The sequence below is a fragment of the Chlorogloeopsis sp. ULAP02 genome (assembly GCF_038404745.2).
Classification (GTDB): Bacteria; Cyanobacteriota; Cyanobacteriia; order Cyanobacteriales; family Nostocaceae; genus Chlorogloeopsis.
In genome coordinates, this window is sequence record NZ_JAYKTT020000017.1 from 184,558 (window position 1) to 200,708 (window position 16,151).

A 16,151-nucleotide genomic window follows, 5' to 3' on the forward strand; every position below is an offset into this window, starting at 1 on the left:
GGGAATGTTATTGTGACGAAACTAGCGTTAGTTCTGAGAAATTATTTGGCAATAAATTATCTAATAAATTCTTGATACTGCTATCAGATAAATCTGGTATGGATAGCACTCGCTCAACTTTGCTAAAGTCACGTTGGATCGACTTACTGTAGGTTGGATCGTAATGACACTCTAGAATATCTCGTACAAATTCTCCTAGCTCGCCATTATCAATTAACTGGTACCATTCATTTAATTTTTTCCAGCCACAGCAAGATTTTAGATTTTCTAGCTTTGCTTTCAAAATCTCTGGATACTTTTCTAAATGCTGATATTCCTGTAAGAGAAATTGCACTCTTGCAGTAATAGGAAGATAAATTTCTACACAGCTACTTTGTTTCATGTTCTTCCACAAAGACTGCGGCAAATAAAGTTTACCTATTTTGAAGCTTTCTGATTCTACCCACACTGGCTGATGAGGATTAAAGCTTTGTAGTTGTTGCAGTAGCAGTGTTTCAAAGTATTTTTGTGAAGGTTGAGGTGTAAGTTTACCTTGCCACTCTTCACCCAACAAAGAACCGCGATGGTTAGCCAAAGCTTCTAAATCTAAAATTTGAGCACCGCGATCGCGCATTTGCCTGAGTATGTGAGTCTTGCCACTACCAGTTAATCCACACAATACTTGGTAGGTAAATGTTTCTGGTAAACGCTCGATTTGCTGGCGCACGTAAGCACGATAAGTCTTGTAGCCGCCTTCGAGTAGAGTGACTCGCCAGCCAATTTGATTCAGCACCGAAGCCATACTAAAAGAACGCTGTCCGCCTCGCCAACAATATACAAGGGGATAGTAACTCTTTGGTTTGTCAGCGAGGTGTTGACTGAGATGGAGAGAGATATTTTTTGCTACCAAAGCCGCGCCGATTTTTTTGGCTTCAAAGGGGTTAACTTGTTTGTATATTGTTCCTACTTGGGCGCGTTCGGCATCATTCAAAACTGGTAAATTTATTGCACCAGGAATATGATCTTCCGCAAATTCACTGGGAGAACGAACGTCAATAATTTCACTGTAGGTTTCTTTCCAAGGCTGTTGGGTGTATGTAATTACAGGCGGCATGCTAATCAACTACTCTCTTGCTCCATTTTGACACTCTGACGATTTGGTTGATCGCATGCTTTAGAGAAGCTCAACAAGTAATGGGCAAGGGCAAACCATTTTGATAGAGTTTGATGAGAGCGATCGCCTGACAAAAGATTATATTCTTCTCTCACTTGCCCACACTTTTGTTTGACATTTGCAGTAGCTGAAGAATCTACGCAAATCGAGATTACAACCAAGACTTATTGGGGTTGAATATGTCGACGAGGAGCAACACCAGGATTGACAATTTCTGCCACTTCTTCTTCGGACATTTCGTTAAGTTGAGATTGTAATTCTTCGGCTGTGAAGTCGTAGCCACTGTCTTTGGCAATTTCAATGCAGCCATGAACAGTCATGGCGGATTTGAGTTGCTGTCTGATCGCGTCGTCTTGTTTAGCGGTTGCTAAAAATTCTTTCACACTTGCTTGAGACATAGGTATAAATTTCCTCTGATATTTCGTTTCTTGAATATGAGATGAAAAGGAAGCCGACACCCTTAAGGGTGCGGGCTTATCAGGACTGTATCACGTCCACCTCGAATGATTGATAGATTAGCGGGTTTTTAGCTGCTTTCACTTCTCCTTGCGGGTAGATTCGTCTCTACCTCAAGCTACTCCACCATTAACGAGAGATTATCCTAAATCAAACAGCAAGATTTCTGCACCTACATCTGTGCTGATTTCAAGTTGCTCTTCTCCACTTATTTGCACTCCATCCCCGGCTTTGAGTTCTTCACCATTTAGCTTGACTTCGCCTTGAGCAATTTGCAACCAACCGTAGCGATCGCTCAAAAGGTGATAATTCACAACATCACCAGTTTCCAAAACAGATGTGTACAAATCAACATCCTGGAAAACTTTCACAGCACCATCGCGTCCATCTTTGGCGGCAATTAAGCGTAAATTACCACGCCTTTCTTCAAGTGGAAAAGCTTTTTGCTCGTACCTTGGTTGCAGTCTTTGTTCGTTAGGAAGAATCCAAATTTGTAGAAAATGGACGGGTTCGGTTTGAGAATGATTAAATTCGCTGTGCAAAATACCAGTACCAGCACTCATTATTTGTGCTTCTCCCGGACGAATTACCGAACCGTTACCCAAGCTGTCTTTATGCTCTAGAGCACCTTCCAGCACGTAGGTAAAAATTTCCATGTCTTTATGCCCGTGAGTTGCAAAACCCGCACCAGGAGCAACACGGTCATCATTTATTACACGTAAAGAACGAAATCCCATCCGGCTTGGATCGTAAAAACCACCGAAGGAAAAAGTGTGGTAACTATCGAGCCAACCTATTTGAGTATGACCGCGTGCATTTCGGTCGTGAATTACGTAAGTTGCGGTATTGAAAGTCATACATTCACCCTTGTTGTAATATATCGTTGTAGAAATTTATTCGTCAATCTTGTTTAATAGCAATAATGCTTGTATTTTCGGTCATTTTTTACTGTAGTAATTAATTAAATTTTTACCTGATTAGCTCAACTTTATCCACGAGCCTGTTTGCAATATTATTTTGGTGTCAAAAAATGGTAGAACGTAATTTGATTGTCTACCAAAATGAATAATCTACTTATAGACTTTTTTTATGAATACAAATTCTGTCCTTATCCCTAAGCTCTGCCAAAATTGACATCAACAGAGCCTATTTTAAACTCTCTCCTAAGCTGATCTAAAAGAATTGAAGGCGTGGAAAGTTACTGCTCTCGTTCGCTCTTAGGCATTTTTTAGGATGGAGTGGACAAATTTAGGAGCAGTTGCATAGGCGGTACACTACCCGTTACGAATGGAGTAAATAAGTCAATCCTCTTGCTGTTTCCTTCTGCCCTCTGCCTACCAACGGATACGCCGTACCTAAGCTCTTGCGCGTAGCGACTTCTGTTCCCCGTAGGGGTTCGGTGCAGGGTAAGTAGCTGTACTTACGGAAGCTGCTCCGCATCTACCGCATCTACCGCGTCTACAGCCCTTTAGCTTGAAAGTGGCAACGATAAAGAAGTTATAGAAAACTATTCAACTACCTCATTGACTGGGAACCTATCAATTAACTGTGTAGCACGGTAAGCATTGCGCTGCAAAGCTTCTGATAAGTAAGGTACATGGGGAATTTGCGATAGTAAATCTAAAGTCCGACGTAAAATTCGCACTACATCGCCATCATCCAAACTAGTATTTTCACAAAGTTCGTTCCAATCCATTCCTAACGCCCATTTTTCTACGAGAGCAATTAGCTCAAATTCCAACCAAATGGGTAAAGCCACATCATATCGACGTTGCAGTTGAAACATTTTGCGGCGAATTCCTCGCAATTTTGCTAAGGCTTCTGCCACTTCATTGCTGACATCGAAACGTACTTTACTGTCTGGACGTGGGGTTTCTATTACTAAAGCCGCAACTGCTGCTGCTAAGTGATGCGGATCGAGGTTGTCAAATTCCCCGCTTGCCAATGCTAAACCCAGCCACAATTCATTCTCACCCCGAATTGCAGCTGCAACTTGCCCTAATTGTGTTGGCACAAGATTGTCAAGACCTTCAAAGTACTGCAAAATTTCAATCAAACTGAGAAATTCTTCCCAATGACGTTGAGATTGTTGCTCTACTTGCGCTTGCAACTCTTCGATTTCAGATACTAGTTCAATAGCCCGCGCTTTGCGTTTGAAGACTGTAGCAGCATTACCCGCTTGATGTAGGGGGTGAGCTTCCAATTGTTCTTGTAAAGCGACAACGCGATGAAGTTGTTCTGCTACTTCGGCAGGCATATGTAAAGACTCGCCTGGTTCGGGAATTTGTTGAGCGATCGCTGCCGTTTCTTCGTTACCGCGACGTGATTGTCCGGGTTTCAAGGGCATTTCAGCAGGTGGCAGCAAGCTAGCAGGTACATCAAGTCGGGGCAATTCTCCATACAAATCTACTACATCTGCTGTTGTCGCGACATACCAACGATTATCTGTTCCCAAACATACTAAGTAAGGAAATTGACCAGAACCTTGAGTTTTTCCAACTATAACTGCGGTTACAGGAGTAGATACTGTAATATTCTTACCTTTGAGACTCAGCAATGTTCCTGAAACAGCAAAACTCAGCATCATTGCCAATTCTTCTTGTCGGGCTTGTTGAGCTTGTTCTCGCAGCGTTTTTAATAATTTTTGTTCGACCTTCAGGCGCTGTCGCAACTTCTCGTAACTAGCAATTTCACTTTCTTCAATGGCAGCAATTTGCTCCTGAATTTGGCTAAATTCTGCTTTTCGTTCATCTATGTATTGTTGTTTTGGCTTTAAATGTAAATTGGCTAAATATTGTCCAAAACTGCGCTCTACCAATTCTCTGGCTTCATCAAGTGTATGAATTTGCAGCAAATTCAGTACCATACCATAACTTGGTGTAAAGTGGCTTACCAAAGGATCTGGTTTCTTGATCGCCAAAGCTGCTGCGTGTTCTGCTCCTTCAAAGGGTGTTTGCAATGTTACCACATGACCGACAAGATCCATACCTCGACGCCCAGCTCTGCCTGCCATTTGCAAGAACTCGGAAGCCGTCAACATTCGGTGTCCGGTGTCGGTGCGCTTGGAGATGCTAGAAATCACTGTCGTTCGAGCAGGCATATTAATTCCCGCCGCCAGTGTCTCAGTAGCAAATACTACTTTAATTAATCCCTGTTGAAATAGTTCTTCTACCAACACTTTCCAGGCTGGCAAAATTCCGGCATGGTGTGCTGCAATACCTCTGTACAAGGGGGCGATGTGTCCTGAGCGTCCTGCTTCTGGGTTGCGGGTTAAAAATTCATCAATTTGTCGCCGCAACTGCTGCGCTTCATGCTCATTCACTAACCACATTTCGCCCACTTCCGCAACCGCTTTATCGCATCCCCGACGACTGAAAATAAAGTAAATTGCCGGAAGCATATCCCGTTCTTGGAGATGACTGAGGATGAAATTTATACTAGGTGCTTCTGGTCTACGATTACCTTTACCTTTTTCAAACTCTTTCTTTTTTCCCCTCTTGAGGAGGCGGGGGTTAATTTGGGTTTTTTCGTGATTTAAAAGCGGAAATAGTCCTTTAAGATTACCAAAATGAAACTCTAGCGGAACAGGGCGAAAATCTGAGTAAATGAGATCGGTAGGGCCATGAACTTGATTGAGCCAATCGGTAAGTTGCTCACTGTTAGCAACTGTGGCTGATAGGGCTACCAGTTGTACTTCACGAGGGCAATAAATAATAGATTCTTCCCAAACCGTTCCTCGTTGGCGATCGTTCATGTAGTGGCACTCATCTAGCACTACTGCCTCTACATCAACCAAGGAGATCCCAACTTGCCCGATGGGTGTGCCGTAGAGCATATTCCGGAAAATTTCCGTAGTCATCACCAAAATCGGCGCATCTCGGTTGATAGAGGCATCTCCTGTCAAAAGTCCAACGCAGTCAAATCCAAATTGCTCACGAAAGTCGCGTAATTTTTGATTGGAAAGAGCTTTGAGAGGAGTAGTGTAAAAAACTCGTTTTCCTCGCGCAAGGGCGCGATAGATGGCGTATTCTCCCACTAAAGTTTTGCCCGAACCTGTAGGCGCACAAACCACTACAGAGCGTCCAGCATTCAGGGAAGCGATCGCATCTTGTTGGAATTTATCCAGTTCAAAAGGAAATATGGAACTGGGATCAACTTCTGGAGACAGCGCAGAATAATTCACTCAATCACAATTGCAACCAGACTGTTTACTATATATTATTTCAATCCCCGATTGGGAATCATCTACTATCACTTCTACATATCAAGCTAGAGAGGTATTAGTAAATATTTGATTTTACCATGAAATGAGAAATAGTCACTATTAAAAGGCAATAGGGAACGGGGAACAGAGAATAGGGTTGGGGGAAATCTTTATTACTCTCCTTGTCCCCGCGTCTTTGTGTCCCCGTGTCCCCGTGTCTCCCCTCTTTGCGTCCTCTTATCCTACTTCCCCAATTCGTGCGATCGCGTTGTGGCAGCTTTGACTGCTTCAATTAAAGCTGAACGGAATGCGGCTTTTTCTAATTGAGCAATGCCAGCAATAGTTGTACCACCAGGGCTGGTAACGCGATCTTTGAGCTCTGCGGGATGGAGTTTGGTTTGATGCAGTAACTGGGCTGTTCCGAGTACGCTTTGTAAAGCGAGTTGATTGGCGATCGCTCTGGGCAAACCTGCTGCAACTCCGCCATCAGCCAGAGCTTCTACCATTAGTGCTACATAGGCAGGGCCACTTCCCGATAATCCTGTCACTGCATCCATCAGCGTTTCGGGAACTTCTACAACTTCGCCTACTGCTGAAAACAATTGCCATGCTGTTTGTAAATGATTGGCATGGGTATAAGCACCTGGTGTAATAGCAGTCATGCCCGCCCCTACCGTTGCTGGGGTATTAGGCATGGCTCGAATCACTGGCATTTGGGGAAAAGCTGCTTCCAGATGACTTAAAGGTACACCCGCCAAAATGGAAACTACTAAGGGCTTATGTCTTTTGTCGATCACGTCTGCTAATTCTTGGGCGATCGCGCTGAATACTTGAGGCTTGACTGCCAAACAAACAACTTCCGTTGCTTGCATAAAAGCTTGGCAGTTATCAGCTATTACCGCCACATTGTACTGCTGGGCTAAAAGATTCGCTCGTGTGATCTGTGGTTCGCTGACTATAATTTCTGATGCTTGATAAATTCCTCGATCAATAAGGCGGGATAAGAGCGCTTCTCCCATTACCCCGCCACCAATTAAGCCAAACTTAGTAGTCATTAGTAAATTCATCATTGGTCATTGGTCATTGATCATTAGGTTTAGACTAATGACTAATGACTAATGACTAAATTTTAATTTATTGTGCCATCCGGTTAGGTTCATTTCCCCAGGCAGCATTTCCACTTCCACTTCCACTAGCTGGACGCGGAGTACGTAGTGGAGGTTGAGGTACTTCGTGTAGAACACCTGACTGGGTGCTAACTTGTACGCAACTAGGCGTGAATAAAAATATACTTTCACCTATGCGCTCTTGGTGACCGTCGAGAGCGTAGGTACCACCTGCGACAAAATCGACTGCCCGTTGCGCTTGATCTGGATCCATGATTGTCAAATTTAAGACAACTGATTTGCGCTCTCGTAAAGCTTGAATTGCTTGAGGCATTTCTTCAAATGTACGTGGTTCTAGTACTAATACTTCTGAAATACCGTTAAGAGCGCCTGGCATACCAATAACATTGCTGATTGTTTTTGAAGAAGCTGTTGCTACATCAGGATTCATAGTAGCCATAGGTTCGCGCCAACGACGATTTGGACTGGTAGCTTCTGGAGGTACTTGTTGCGGATTTTGTTCTTGATACAGATTTTGATAAGTTTCTGCATCAGGTTCTTCTTCATAATACTCATATTCTACTGGTTCGTTTAAACCTACGAAGTCTCTTAATTTGGAAAAGATATTGTTCATTTTGTTTACGCTCCTGGTGCAAATCACCTTTTTTGATATGGCAACAATTGATGCAACCACCTTAAGCCCATACACAGGGCGGATAGTCTAACAATTTTATGGTTGTCTGTAGCATATTTTACGGCTATTGCTCATGATACAGATGCCCCCTATAACGTCTGCACATAGCCTGCACGCAACAATTGAGTCAAGATTATAGCCTAACTATTTTTGTATGCAAAGTTGCTGGCACCCCTAAATTTTTTTCATGTTTACTTTTGTCAATACTATAATCATTTGTCTACGGATCAACCAGTATGTTTTAGATTTTTTTGCTTTAACTAGTAAAGACCATCAATTCCCAATGAAGTTGCATATTATTACGTAAATAAAAAGATGTGTTTTTAACTTGTCTAGGTATTTGCCCATAACAAAATAATGAAAATTCTGACTCTATTTTTCACGCTATTTAACAGCAGTTATTCGTTAAGACACAGATGATAGATCCAAATATCTAATTCAATGACCTATTCTCAAGTCGGGCTAGAAACCTTTCCTGGAGATAGGTTGCAACAAGAGCAATTTTTTTTAATATGAAATGACAAGCGATCGCTTGTCATTGAGTTTATTTTTATGGGAGTATATTTAATGTCCACGTACTTACGTGGGGCGTTCTCCAAACAAGATAGTTCCCAAGCGTACCATTGTTGCACCTGCTTGCACTGCTAGCTGGTAGTCGCCTGACATTCCCATAGAAAGTTGATGGATGTGAATGTGAGACAATTTCTGTTCGTTAATTTCTTGTGCTAATTCGTGTGTGCGGTTGAACACATCTAAAATCTCCACATCCTTCAACCCTAATGGCGTAATCGTCATCAACCCTTGGATATGTAAATTTTTGTATTGATTTAGTGTTAATAAGTCAGTTAAAAGTTCAGGTACGCTCCAACCCGATTTGTTGGGATCGGGAAGAATTTTTACTTGCAGGCACACATGAGGAGACACACCTAGTTGTTGTGCTAGCTCGTTGAGACGCCCCGCCAACTTCAAGTTGTCCATGGAGTGAAGCCAGCTAAAATTTTCTAAGGCTTTTTTAGCTTTGTTGCTTTGTAAATGCCCGATAAAGTGCCAAGTAACATCAGATAAGTCTTGTAACTCAGCTTGTTTAGCGATCGCTTCTTGAATGCGATTTTCACCAAAATCTCGAATTCCTGCTGCATAGGCAGCACGAATTGCATCAGTTGGTACTTGCTTAGTAACTGCAATTAATCGAACTGATGGTGGTAGTTGTGCCTTAACAGTAGCAATACGTTCGTGAATCGAACTGCTCATTGGAAGGTGCGTTGAAAAATACTTTGAAGCTGATCGTACTCGTGGCTTTGTCCGGTGCGGCGTAAATTTCGCAAGCGGTTTTCCAATAACATTCTTGCCTCAGTGCGTCCTATGGGTTGAAACTTTAAACCTTTAGCATCAGTTGCTACCAAAAAAAATAGGCGTTGAGCATACAGTGTAGTGAATAATTCCTGTCGATCATCCACCATACAGATTCTATAGAGCAAACCCCAAGTTGGATGATTTATGTAAGTTTCTGAGCTTTCTGGATTCATTTAATACTTGAAGGTAATAATAGATATATGTTTTCGCAGTTGAATGCCAAAATTGGTGAGGCTAATAAATTTGATTGAGCTAAAATATTTGCTCAAAATGCATAAAAGCCAACTTCTGCCAAAATAGCATTGGTAAAAATGTTGATACAGTTGGCAATTAGGTTTTGAAGATGGTAGTAGCTCAGGCATAATTGCCAGCACAGCTAGATTTAAACTGTGATCATGGGGCAAGTAACAACGGGAAAACTAGGGAGGTAGAGATACGGAAGCAGAATTTGTCAACTCTTCCTCTGTTTCACTCTCATCTTCTCCTTGTCTTCCTTCTACCAATGCTGCCATAATTGCCGCCGTTTTGTTGCACAAATTGACAAACAACTTACCCATTCAGATTTTTCCATTGCTCCTGTTGTCTATACTTATTCATACTCAATAGTTAACAGCTAACAGTCAACAGTCAAGAGTTAGTTGCGAGTAAAGGGGACTAAGGATTAGGGACTAGGGACTAGGGGCTAGGAATAAAGAAATCTTCATACCCAGTCCCCAATGAGAGTTGCATAATAGAGATTGGCTCAGAATGTAGACTTTTGATGTAAAACCTTTGCTAGAGCGTTGAGTTGTGCTTGGGCTTTGTGCAGAGATTCATGCCATTCTCTCGTGGGATCGCTGTCTGCGACAATTCCCGCTCCCACTTGTCCCCATACAGTGTTGAAAGTAGGAGTAGGAGCAAGTAGCAAAGTCCGGATCAAGATATTTAAGTCCAAGTTACCTTGCCAATCTAAATAGCCACAGGAACCGTAGAACAAGCTACGGCGCACTGGTTCTAGTTCTTCAATAATTTTCATACAGCGGACTTTGGGGCAACCTGTGATTGTGCCGCCAGGAAACATCGCGCGAATTAAATCAACGGCATTGAGTTCACTTCTTAAAGTACCTTTGATGTTACTGACAAGATGCATAACGTGACTATATCGCTCAATTGTCAGCAATTCATCAACGCTGACACTTCCCCATTCACATACCCGCCCTAAATCATTACGCTCTAAATCTACGAGCATGATGTGTTCGGCACGTTCTTTGATGTTGCTAAGTAATTCTGCTGCTAGTAATTGATCCTGTTTTGAGGTGATCCCGCGCGATCGCGTTCCAGCGATCGGCCTTGTAGAGACGCGAAAATGCTTGTCTGTACATCTTTGTGATTGTACCAATCTTTCTGGTGAACAGCTAATTATATCTCCCCAAGGCGTCTTGAAATAACAAGCAAAAGGAGAAGGATTAATCTGCTGCAAAGCACGATAAATTTCCCAACCGGAAGCATTTGTTTGGGCTTCAAATCTAAGCGAGAGATTTGCCTGAAAGATATCCCCGGCTTGAATATATTTTTTCGCACGGTTAACTGCTGCTTCGTATTCCGCTTGAGAAGTTTGGAAACTTGAAAAAGATGGGAAGCAATTATTAATCACATCCCCCTGTCCCCTGTCCCCTGTTCTCTGTCCCCTGTCCCCTGTCCCCTTCTCCAACCTCATCTCCAACTCATCCAGCCCAGCTTCATCACTGGCAGCTAGCCATAAAACTTGATCCCAGTGATCTAAAACAGCAAAACACTCCGGCTCATACCAAAAAGCTACTGGAAATGGCAAGCGATCGGATTTGGTGTAGGGTAGCTGTTCTATTTCCCAAGCAACGTCATAACCTAGCCAACCCAGCCAACCACCAGTGAAGGGAAGATAAGAGGAGGGGGAGAGAGGGAGAGTGGCAGAGTGGGAGAGAAAATCCTTCTCCTTGTCTCCGTGTCTCCGTGTCTCCGTGTCCTCTTGTCCCCTTATTTTCAGCAATTGATTTAAGAAGGGTAAAATTTCACCCAGTGGTGGTGTCCAGATTTGGAGGTGTCCATTCACACATCTGGGAGCACCTGCACAGATAGAGTACCTAGCTAGCTGGGGATTATCTGTAGGTGTTGGATAAGGACTTTCTAGTAAAGTTGCAATTTCCAGTGTATAAATATTACAAAATAGAGCTGCAAAAATATCAGAACCAGTACGATGTTCAAGTGGTAGCGATCGCCAATACCAAGGCATTGTCATAGTTTGTATTAGGTAAATTTATAAATCTATCTCAGATTTAGTAAGAGCAAATACAATAGTAAATACTTAGAAATTAAAATTACTTTTTTTAAGTGATTTCCCAGGATTCTCACTTTTGTTGAAACTTCATATCTACGGGTTGTCTCAAAAAATAAATAAAACTCTTATATTTAGCCTATATTTAGTTTATTCATAACCAGCAATATATTGATATATACACCAGTCAGTCATTTACCATTGGTATGAATGTTATTCCTACAAAAATCCCCGACGTTCTCATCCTTGAATCTAAAATCTTTCAGGATGAGCGGGGGTTTTTCTTTGAAAGTTATAATCGGCAAAATTTTACTGATATAACTGGTCATATAGTTAACTTTGTTCAAGACAATCATTCTCGCTCTAAACAAAATGTTTTGCGAGGTTTACATTATCAGATCGAGCAAGCACAAGGCAAATTAGTTAGAGTAATTACTGGTAGTATATTTGACGTAGCGGTAGATATTAGAAAAAGCTCTCCTACTTTTGGTCAATGGGTGGGTTGCGAACTTAGCGCTCAGAACAAACACCAACTTTGGATACCACCAGGCTTTGCACACGGGTTTGTTGTCCTTTCAGAAGTTGCCGAAGTCCTTTATAAAACCACAGACTACTACGCCCCTCAACATGAAAGGTGCATTCTTTGGAACGATCCCTACTTAGCGATAGACTGGCATCTTACCGCAGAACCAATCCTATCTGCAAAAGACAAAGCAGGTAAGCCTTTCCAGGAAGCTGAGGTATTTACTTGAACTGTTTACACTATATAGTGACTTTTTTTATGAACTTTCGATAAAGTTTTGTTTTTACTTTTGCAATTGTTACTAAGTTCGCCACTGTTAAATTTTAAAGTGAACAGTATGAGTAAATTGATCCTGCTCATCGGCAGCAACGGTCAAGTAGGCAAAGAATTACAGCAAACTCTAGAACCATATGGAAATATCGTAGCGGTTGCAAGACCGACGATAGATTTCAGTCAACCCGATACGCTGCGTCAAGTAATTAGAGATAAACAACCCCAAATTATTGTTAACGCTGCCGCTTATACAGCTGTTGATAAAGCCGAAAGCGAACCTGAATTAGCCCAAGTTATTAATGCGACGGCAGCAGCGATGCTGGCAGAAGAAGCGGAAAAACAAGGGGCTTTCCTGATTCATATATCTACCGATTACGTTTTTGATGGCAATAATTGCCGCCCCTATCAAGAAACTGATGCGACTAACCCTTTGAGTGTGTACGGCAAAACTAAACTAGCAGGAGAGCAAGCTGTTATTCAGAAGAGCGATCGCTATCTCATCCTTCGCACGGCTTGGGTTTATGGAGCTTTTGGCAAAAGTAATTTTGTCAAAACTATGCTGCGTTTGGGAGGAGAAAGAGAAGAAATTCGTGTTGTTGCCGATCAAATTGGCAGCCCCACTTGGGCAAGAGATATTGCAGACACTATAGCCGAGTTAATCCCCAAGTTGAATTCAGAAATTTCTGGTATCTATCACTATACCAACAGTGGTGTTGCCAGTTGGTACGACTTTGCTGTTGCCATTTTTGAAGAAGCTCAACAACTTGGTTTACCCTTAAAAGTTCAGCGCATTATTCCCATCACAACTCCCGAATATCCCACCCCAGCTTGTCGCCCTGCCTATTCTGTTCTTGCTTGTACCAAAATAGCCGGAATTTTAGGAACTCATGCGCCACATTGGCGACAAAGACTTAGAAAAATGCTTGGGGAGTTAATTGTTAATTGCGATTAACTATTAACCACTATCCACTATCTACCAACCTATATTATGAAAGCACTTATTCTTTCTGGCGGTAAAGGCACTCGTCTTCGCCCCCTCACCTATACTGGAGCGAAACAACTTGTACCTGTTGCCAATAAGCCGATTTTGTGGTATGGCATTGAAGAGATGGTAGGCGCAGGAATAACTGATATTGGTATCATCATTAGTCCGGAAACAGGTGCAGAGGTAAAAGCCAAAACTGGAAATGGCGATCGCTTCGGAGCAAAAATCACTTACATTTTGCAAGATAAACCTGCCGGGCTTGCCCACGCTGTCAAAGTTGCTCTTGCTTTTTTAGGAGATTCGCCTTTTGTAATGTACTTGGGTGATAACTTGATTCAACAAGGCGACCTCAGTTATTTTCTCAAACAATTTACTACTCAACAACAGGATGCATTGATTCTCTTGCGTGAAGTTAGCAATCCTAGTGCTTTCGGTGTCGCCAAAGTAGATGAAACAGGGCGAGTTTTACAGCTAATTGAAAAACCTAAAATTCCCCCCTCTAACTTGGCGTTGGTAGGAGTTTATTTCTTTTCGCATATTATTCATGATGCGATCGCCTGTATCCAACCTTCTGCTAGAGGCGAACTAGAAATTACTGATGCTATTCAATGTCTGATAGACAAGCAAAAGCAAGTTGCAGCCTGCCAATTAGATGGATGGTGGTTAGATACTGGCAAAAAAGACGATCTGTTAGAGGCAAATCGTTTGATTCTTGATACTTACCTAAGTACAGAAATTTTTGGGGAAATCGATAGTCAAAGTCAGGCGATCGGACGTGTCCAAATTGAAACTGGATCTAAAGTGATTAATAGCACAGTTCGTGGCCCGGCAGTAATCGGGAAAAATTGTTATTTAGAAAACTGCTTTATCGGCCCTTATACTAGCATTGCCGATAATAGTAAACTTATCGATACTGACATTGAGCATAGTGTGGTTTTAGAAGGTGCTAAAATTGTCGGAATTCATCAACGTATTATTGATAGCGTGATTGGACAAAGGGCGCAATTGACAGTGGCACCTCGTCGTCCTAAAGCCTTACGGTTTATGATTGGTGATGATTGTCAAATCGAGCTAACGTGATTTATTTGTTAACAGTCAATTATTATTCTACAAATCTAATCGCCAAATTACTCAGTTCTCTATCAACCAGCACAAATATAAAATACAAAACCGTTATCATCAATAATTCTCTTGATGATGATTCTATTTGTCATCTTAAATCTGACTCAGTACTTGTTTTCAACGCTAATGAGAATTTAGGTTTTGGTAGTGCTTGCAATCTTGGTTTAAAGTTTATTTTTGCTCAAGATCCACAGGCAATTGTTTGGCTCGTCAATCCAGATGCCTATTTATTAGAAAATGCGTTAGACAAAGTTCATCCGTTTTTTGAGTCTCATCCTGAACTTTCAATTCTCGGTACTATTATTTATACCCCTGCAAATAAAGTTTGGTTTGCAGGTGGCAATTTTATTTCTCAAACAGGAACTATACTAACTCAAGATTTAACAACAAATACAGACGCAGATTATATTATTTGTGATTGGGTTTCGGGCTGTAGCATGATAGTTAATCTGCAAAAATTTTATGAGTGTCCTATATTTGATCATGCTTACTTTCTTTACTATGAAGATTTTGACTTTTGTCAACGCTATGCCCAGCAAGGACATTTAATTGCAGTCACTAAACAATTTGGTGTATTGCACGAATCCTCCTCAATTACTAATAGGTACGTTTTTAGAAAAATTAGACACAGCACTTATAGTTATTTATTGACCTTGGAAAGATATACAAATGAGTTAATTTTTATTTTTAGATTAATTAGACTTATTTTGTATGCTTTTGTTTTGATATTCATCAAACCTCAAATTGGACTAGGTAAAATTTATGGTGTATTAAATTATTGGCAATCTAAGTTTGAATAAATGAGCGAATTATTAATTAATTTATCAATTATTTTTTCTCAACCTACAGGTATAAGTAACTATGCCAAAAATCTTTTCCCTTATTTCAAATCTCTTCACCCTACTCTTTTAACTGCTCAAAATTACCCTGACTTTAACTGCTATTCAATTCCAGGCAATCTTACTCCTGCTCAAGGAACTAAAGGACATTTTGACAGAATTTTGTGGACGCAGTTTCAGCTACCAAAAATTTATAAAAAGCTCAAATCTAAGCTCATATTTTCCCCAGTACCAGAAGCGCCCCTCTATTCCAACTGCCGTTTTGTCGTCATGGTTCACGACTTAATTGCGTTACGCTTTCCTAAACGCTTCTCACCGCTAACTACTTACCAACGCTACTACATTCCTGAAGTGCTTCGGCAAGCACAACATATTATCTGCAATTCTCAAGCTACTGCTAGAGACATTACTGATTTTTACAAAATTCCTGCTCAGAAAATCACACCGATTTTGCTAGCTTATGATGCTAACCTGTTTCGCCCCTTTGTAGAGGAGGAGTGGGAGAGTGGGAGAGGGGGAGAGGGGGAGAGAGATTCTCGGCGTCTTGTTGTCTCCACCTTAATGCAGCGCCCTTACTTTCTCTACATTGGTAGACACGATCCTTACAAGAACCTCCACAGACTGATTTCTGCTTTTGCTGCATTACCGAGTCACCGCGATCGCGAATTGTGGCTTGCGGGGCCAAAAGACAAGCGCTATACTCCTTTATTGCAAGTGCAAGTTGAAGAACTAGGCATAACCGAGCAAGTAAAATTTTTGAACTACGTTCCCGATCGCGAATTACCCAAAATCATCAGTAGGGCGATCGCTCTTGTTTTCCCCAGTCTTTGGGAAGGCTTCGGTTTGCCTGTATTAGAAGCAATGGCTTGCGGTACACCCGTTATTACCTCGAATCTTTCTTCTCTACCAGAAGTTGCTGGCGATGCTGGAATTCTTGTCAATCCCTACAAGGTAGAAGAAATTACAGAGGCAATGGATAAATTGGCAACTGATGCCCAATTACGCGATCGCCTTTCTGCCGCAGCCATCAGCAGGGCAAGTAATTTCAGTTGGGAGAAGACTGGAATGGCGACGGTTGAAGTTTTAAAACAGTATCTTTGAAGCTCACGTTAATAAATATAAGTGCCTTAGCGTCTTTGTACCTGTTTTGATT

Annotated in this window: 17 protein-coding genes; 5 read left to right on the plus strand and 12 right to left on the minus strand. The window is 41.6% G+C overall.

Annotation, left to right across the window (positions count from 1 at the left end):
• Positions 1-7: 7 nt before the first annotated feature.
• The 12 genes from mnmH to U2718_RS09410 all read right to left on the minus strand — a co-directional run bounded on the left by mnmH (position 8) and on the right by U2718_RS09410 (position 11,220).
• Positions 8-1,093 carry a tRNA 2-selenouridine(34) synthase MnmH gene (gene mnmH, locus U2718_RS09355; protein WP_341997579.1) on the minus strand — a complete coding sequence of 362 codons (1,086 nt, stop codon included), beginning with the start codon at positions 1,091-1,093 and terminating at the stop codon, positions 8-10.
• Between the two features lie 5 nt (positions 1,094-1,098).
• Positions 1,099-1,314 (minus strand): hypothetical protein, encoded by a 216-nt coding sequence (locus tag U2718_RS09360; RefSeq protein WP_341997581.1) that lies wholly within the window; start codon positions 1,312-1,314, stop codon positions 1,099-1,101.
• Between the two features lie 3 nt (positions 1,315-1,317).
• On the minus strand, positions 1,318-1,551 hold the full coding sequence (locus U2718_RS09365) for a Nif11-like leader peptide family natural product precursor (RefSeq protein WP_341997583.1): 234 nt from the start codon (positions 1,549-1,551) through the stop codon (positions 1,318-1,320).
• A gap of 198 nt (positions 1,552-1,749) precedes the next feature.
• Complete coding sequence (locus tag U2718_RS09370; RefSeq protein WP_341997585.1) at positions 1,750-2,466, minus strand: pirin family protein; 717 nt, start codon at positions 2,464-2,466, stop codon at positions 1,750-1,752.
• A gap of 424 nt (positions 2,467-2,890) precedes the next feature.
• Positions 2,891-3,049 (minus strand): hypothetical protein, encoded by a 159-nt coding sequence (locus U2718_RS09375; RefSeq protein WP_341997587.1) that lies wholly within the window; start codon positions 3,047-3,049, stop codon positions 2,891-2,893.
• A gap of 67 nt (positions 3,050-3,116) precedes the next feature.
• Positions 3,117-5,792 carry an RNA helicase gene (locus U2718_RS09380; protein ID WP_341997589.1) on the minus strand — a complete coding sequence of 892 codons (2,676 nt, stop codon included), beginning with the start codon at positions 5,790-5,792 and terminating at the stop codon, positions 3,117-3,119.
• A 263-nt stretch (positions 5,793-6,055) separates the two neighbouring features.
• A complete protein-coding gene (gene proC, locus U2718_RS09385; protein WP_341997657.1) occupies positions 6,056-6,868 on the minus strand; it encodes a pyrroline-5-carboxylate reductase in 813 nt (270 codons plus the stop codon).
• Positions 6,869-6,947: 79 nt separating this feature from the next.
• Positions 6,948-7,553 (minus strand): cell division protein SepF, encoded by a 606-nt coding sequence (locus tag U2718_RS09390; RefSeq protein ID WP_341997591.1) that lies wholly within the window; start codon positions 7,551-7,553, stop codon positions 6,948-6,950.
• Positions 7,554-8,192: 639 nt separating this feature from the next.
• Positions 8,193-8,864 (minus strand): YggS family pyridoxal phosphate-dependent enzyme, encoded by a 672-nt coding sequence (locus U2718_RS09395; RefSeq protein ID WP_341997593.1) that lies wholly within the window; start codon positions 8,862-8,864, stop codon positions 8,193-8,195.
• Positions 8,861-9,139 (minus strand): transcriptional coactivator PipX, encoded by a 279-nt coding sequence (pipX, locus tag U2718_RS09400; protein ID WP_341997595.1) that lies wholly within the window; start codon positions 9,137-9,139, stop codon positions 8,861-8,863. The genes U2718_RS09395 and pipX overlap by 4 nt, the downstream gene beginning before the upstream one ends.
• A 246-nt stretch (positions 9,140-9,385) precedes the next feature.
• The gene (locus tag U2718_RS09405) at positions 9,386-9,523 is read right to left on the minus strand and encodes a hypothetical protein (RefSeq protein WP_341997597.1); all 138 of its coding nucleotides are present in this window, start codon (positions 9,521-9,523) and stop codon (positions 9,386-9,388) included.
• Positions 9,524-9,708: 185 nt separating this feature from the next.
• Positions 9,709-11,220: an anthranilate synthase component I gene (locus tag U2718_RS09410; RefSeq protein WP_341997599.1), complete on the minus strand. Its 1,512-nt coding sequence runs from the start codon at positions 11,218-11,220 to the stop codon at positions 9,709-9,711.
• Between the two features lie 242 nt (positions 11,221-11,462).
• Here U2718_RS09410 and rfbC point away from each other — a divergent pair, with 242 nt between their 5' ends.
• The 5 genes from rfbC (at position 11,463) to U2718_RS09435 (ending at position 16,099) form a co-directional block, all read left to right on the plus strand.
• Positions 11,463-12,008 (plus strand): dTDP-4-dehydrorhamnose 3,5-epimerase, encoded by a 546-nt coding sequence (gene rfbC / locus U2718_RS09415; protein ID WP_016877777.1) that lies wholly within the window; start codon positions 11,463-11,465, stop codon positions 12,006-12,008.
• A 108-nt stretch (positions 12,009-12,116) separates the two neighbouring features.
• Positions 12,117-13,004: a dTDP-4-dehydrorhamnose reductase gene (rfbD, locus tag U2718_RS09420; RefSeq protein ID WP_341997602.1), complete on the plus strand. Its 888-nt coding sequence runs from the start codon at positions 12,117-12,119 to the stop codon at positions 13,002-13,004.
• Between the two features lie 36 nt (positions 13,005-13,040).
• A complete protein-coding gene (locus U2718_RS09425) occupies positions 13,041-14,117 on the plus strand; it encodes a glucose-1-phosphate thymidylyltransferase (RefSeq protein ID WP_341997604.1) in 1,077 nt (358 codons plus the stop codon).
• Positions 14,114-14,959, plus strand: coding sequence for a glycosyltransferase (locus tag U2718_RS09430; protein WP_341997606.1), 846 nt, complete (start codon positions 14,114-14,116; stop codon positions 14,957-14,959). Before U2718_RS09425 ends, U2718_RS09430 begins: the two co-directional genes overlap by 4 nt.
• Positions 14,960-16,099, plus strand: coding sequence for a glycosyltransferase family 1 protein (locus tag U2718_RS09435; protein WP_341997607.1), 1,140 nt, complete (start codon positions 14,960-14,962; stop codon positions 16,097-16,099). It begins immediately after the preceding gene.
• Positions 16,100-16,151: the final 52 nt, after the last annotated feature.

What these genes read in the sequence shown, in the direction of transcription:
- mnmH (WP_341997579.1), bottom strand. Translation starts at nt 1,093, where the DNA reads ATGCCGCCTGTAATTACATACACCCAACAGCCTTGGAAAGAAACCTAC.
- U2718_RS09365 (WP_341997583.1), bottom strand. Translation starts at nt 1,551, where the DNA reads ATGTCTCAAGCAAGTGTGAAAGAATTTTTAGCAACCGCTAAACAAGAC.
- U2718_RS09370 (WP_341997585.1), bottom strand. Translation starts at nt 2,466, where the DNA reads ATGACTTTCAATACCGCAACTTACGTAATTCACGACCGAAATGCACGC.
- U2718_RS09375 (WP_341997587.1), bottom strand. Translation starts at nt 3,049, where the DNA reads ATGCGGAGCAGCTTCCGTAAGTACAGCTACTTACCCTGCACCGAACCC.
- proC (WP_341997657.1), bottom strand. Translation starts at nt 6,868, where the DNA reads ATGACTACTAAGTTTGGCTTAATTGGTGGCGGGGTAATGGGAGAAGCG.
- U2718_RS09390 (WP_341997591.1), bottom strand. Translation starts at nt 7,553, where the DNA reads ATGAACAATATCTTTTCCAAATTAAGAGACTTCGTAGGTTTAAACGAA.
- U2718_RS09395 (WP_341997593.1), bottom strand. Translation starts at nt 8,864, where the DNA reads ATGAGCAGTTCGATTCACGAACGTATTGCTACTGTTAAGGCACAACTA.
- pipX (WP_341997595.1), bottom strand. Translation starts at nt 9,139, where the DNA reads ATGAATCCAGAAAGCTCAGAAACTTACATAAATCATCCAACTTGGGGT.
- U2718_RS09405 (WP_341997597.1), bottom strand. Translation starts at nt 9,523, where the DNA reads ATGGGTAAGTTGTTTGTCAATTTGTGCAACAAAACGGCGGCAATTATG.
- U2718_RS09410 (WP_341997599.1), bottom strand. Translation starts at nt 11,220, where the DNA reads ATGACAATGCCTTGGTATTGGCGATCGCTACCACTTGAACATCGTACT.
- rfbC (WP_016877777.1), top strand. Translation starts at nt 11,463, where the DNA reads ATGAATGTTATTCCTACAAAAATCCCCGACGTTCTCATCCTTGAATCT.
- rfbD (WP_341997602.1), top strand. Translation starts at nt 12,117, where the DNA reads ATGAGTAAATTGATCCTGCTCATCGGCAGCAACGGTCAAGTAGGCAAA.
- U2718_RS09425 (WP_341997604.1), top strand. Translation starts at nt 13,041, where the DNA reads ATGAAAGCACTTATTCTTTCTGGCGGTAAAGGCACTCGTCTTCGCCCC.
- U2718_RS09435 (WP_341997607.1), top strand. Translation starts at nt 14,960, where the DNA reads ATGAGCGAATTATTAATTAATTTATCAATTATTTTTTCTCAACCTACA.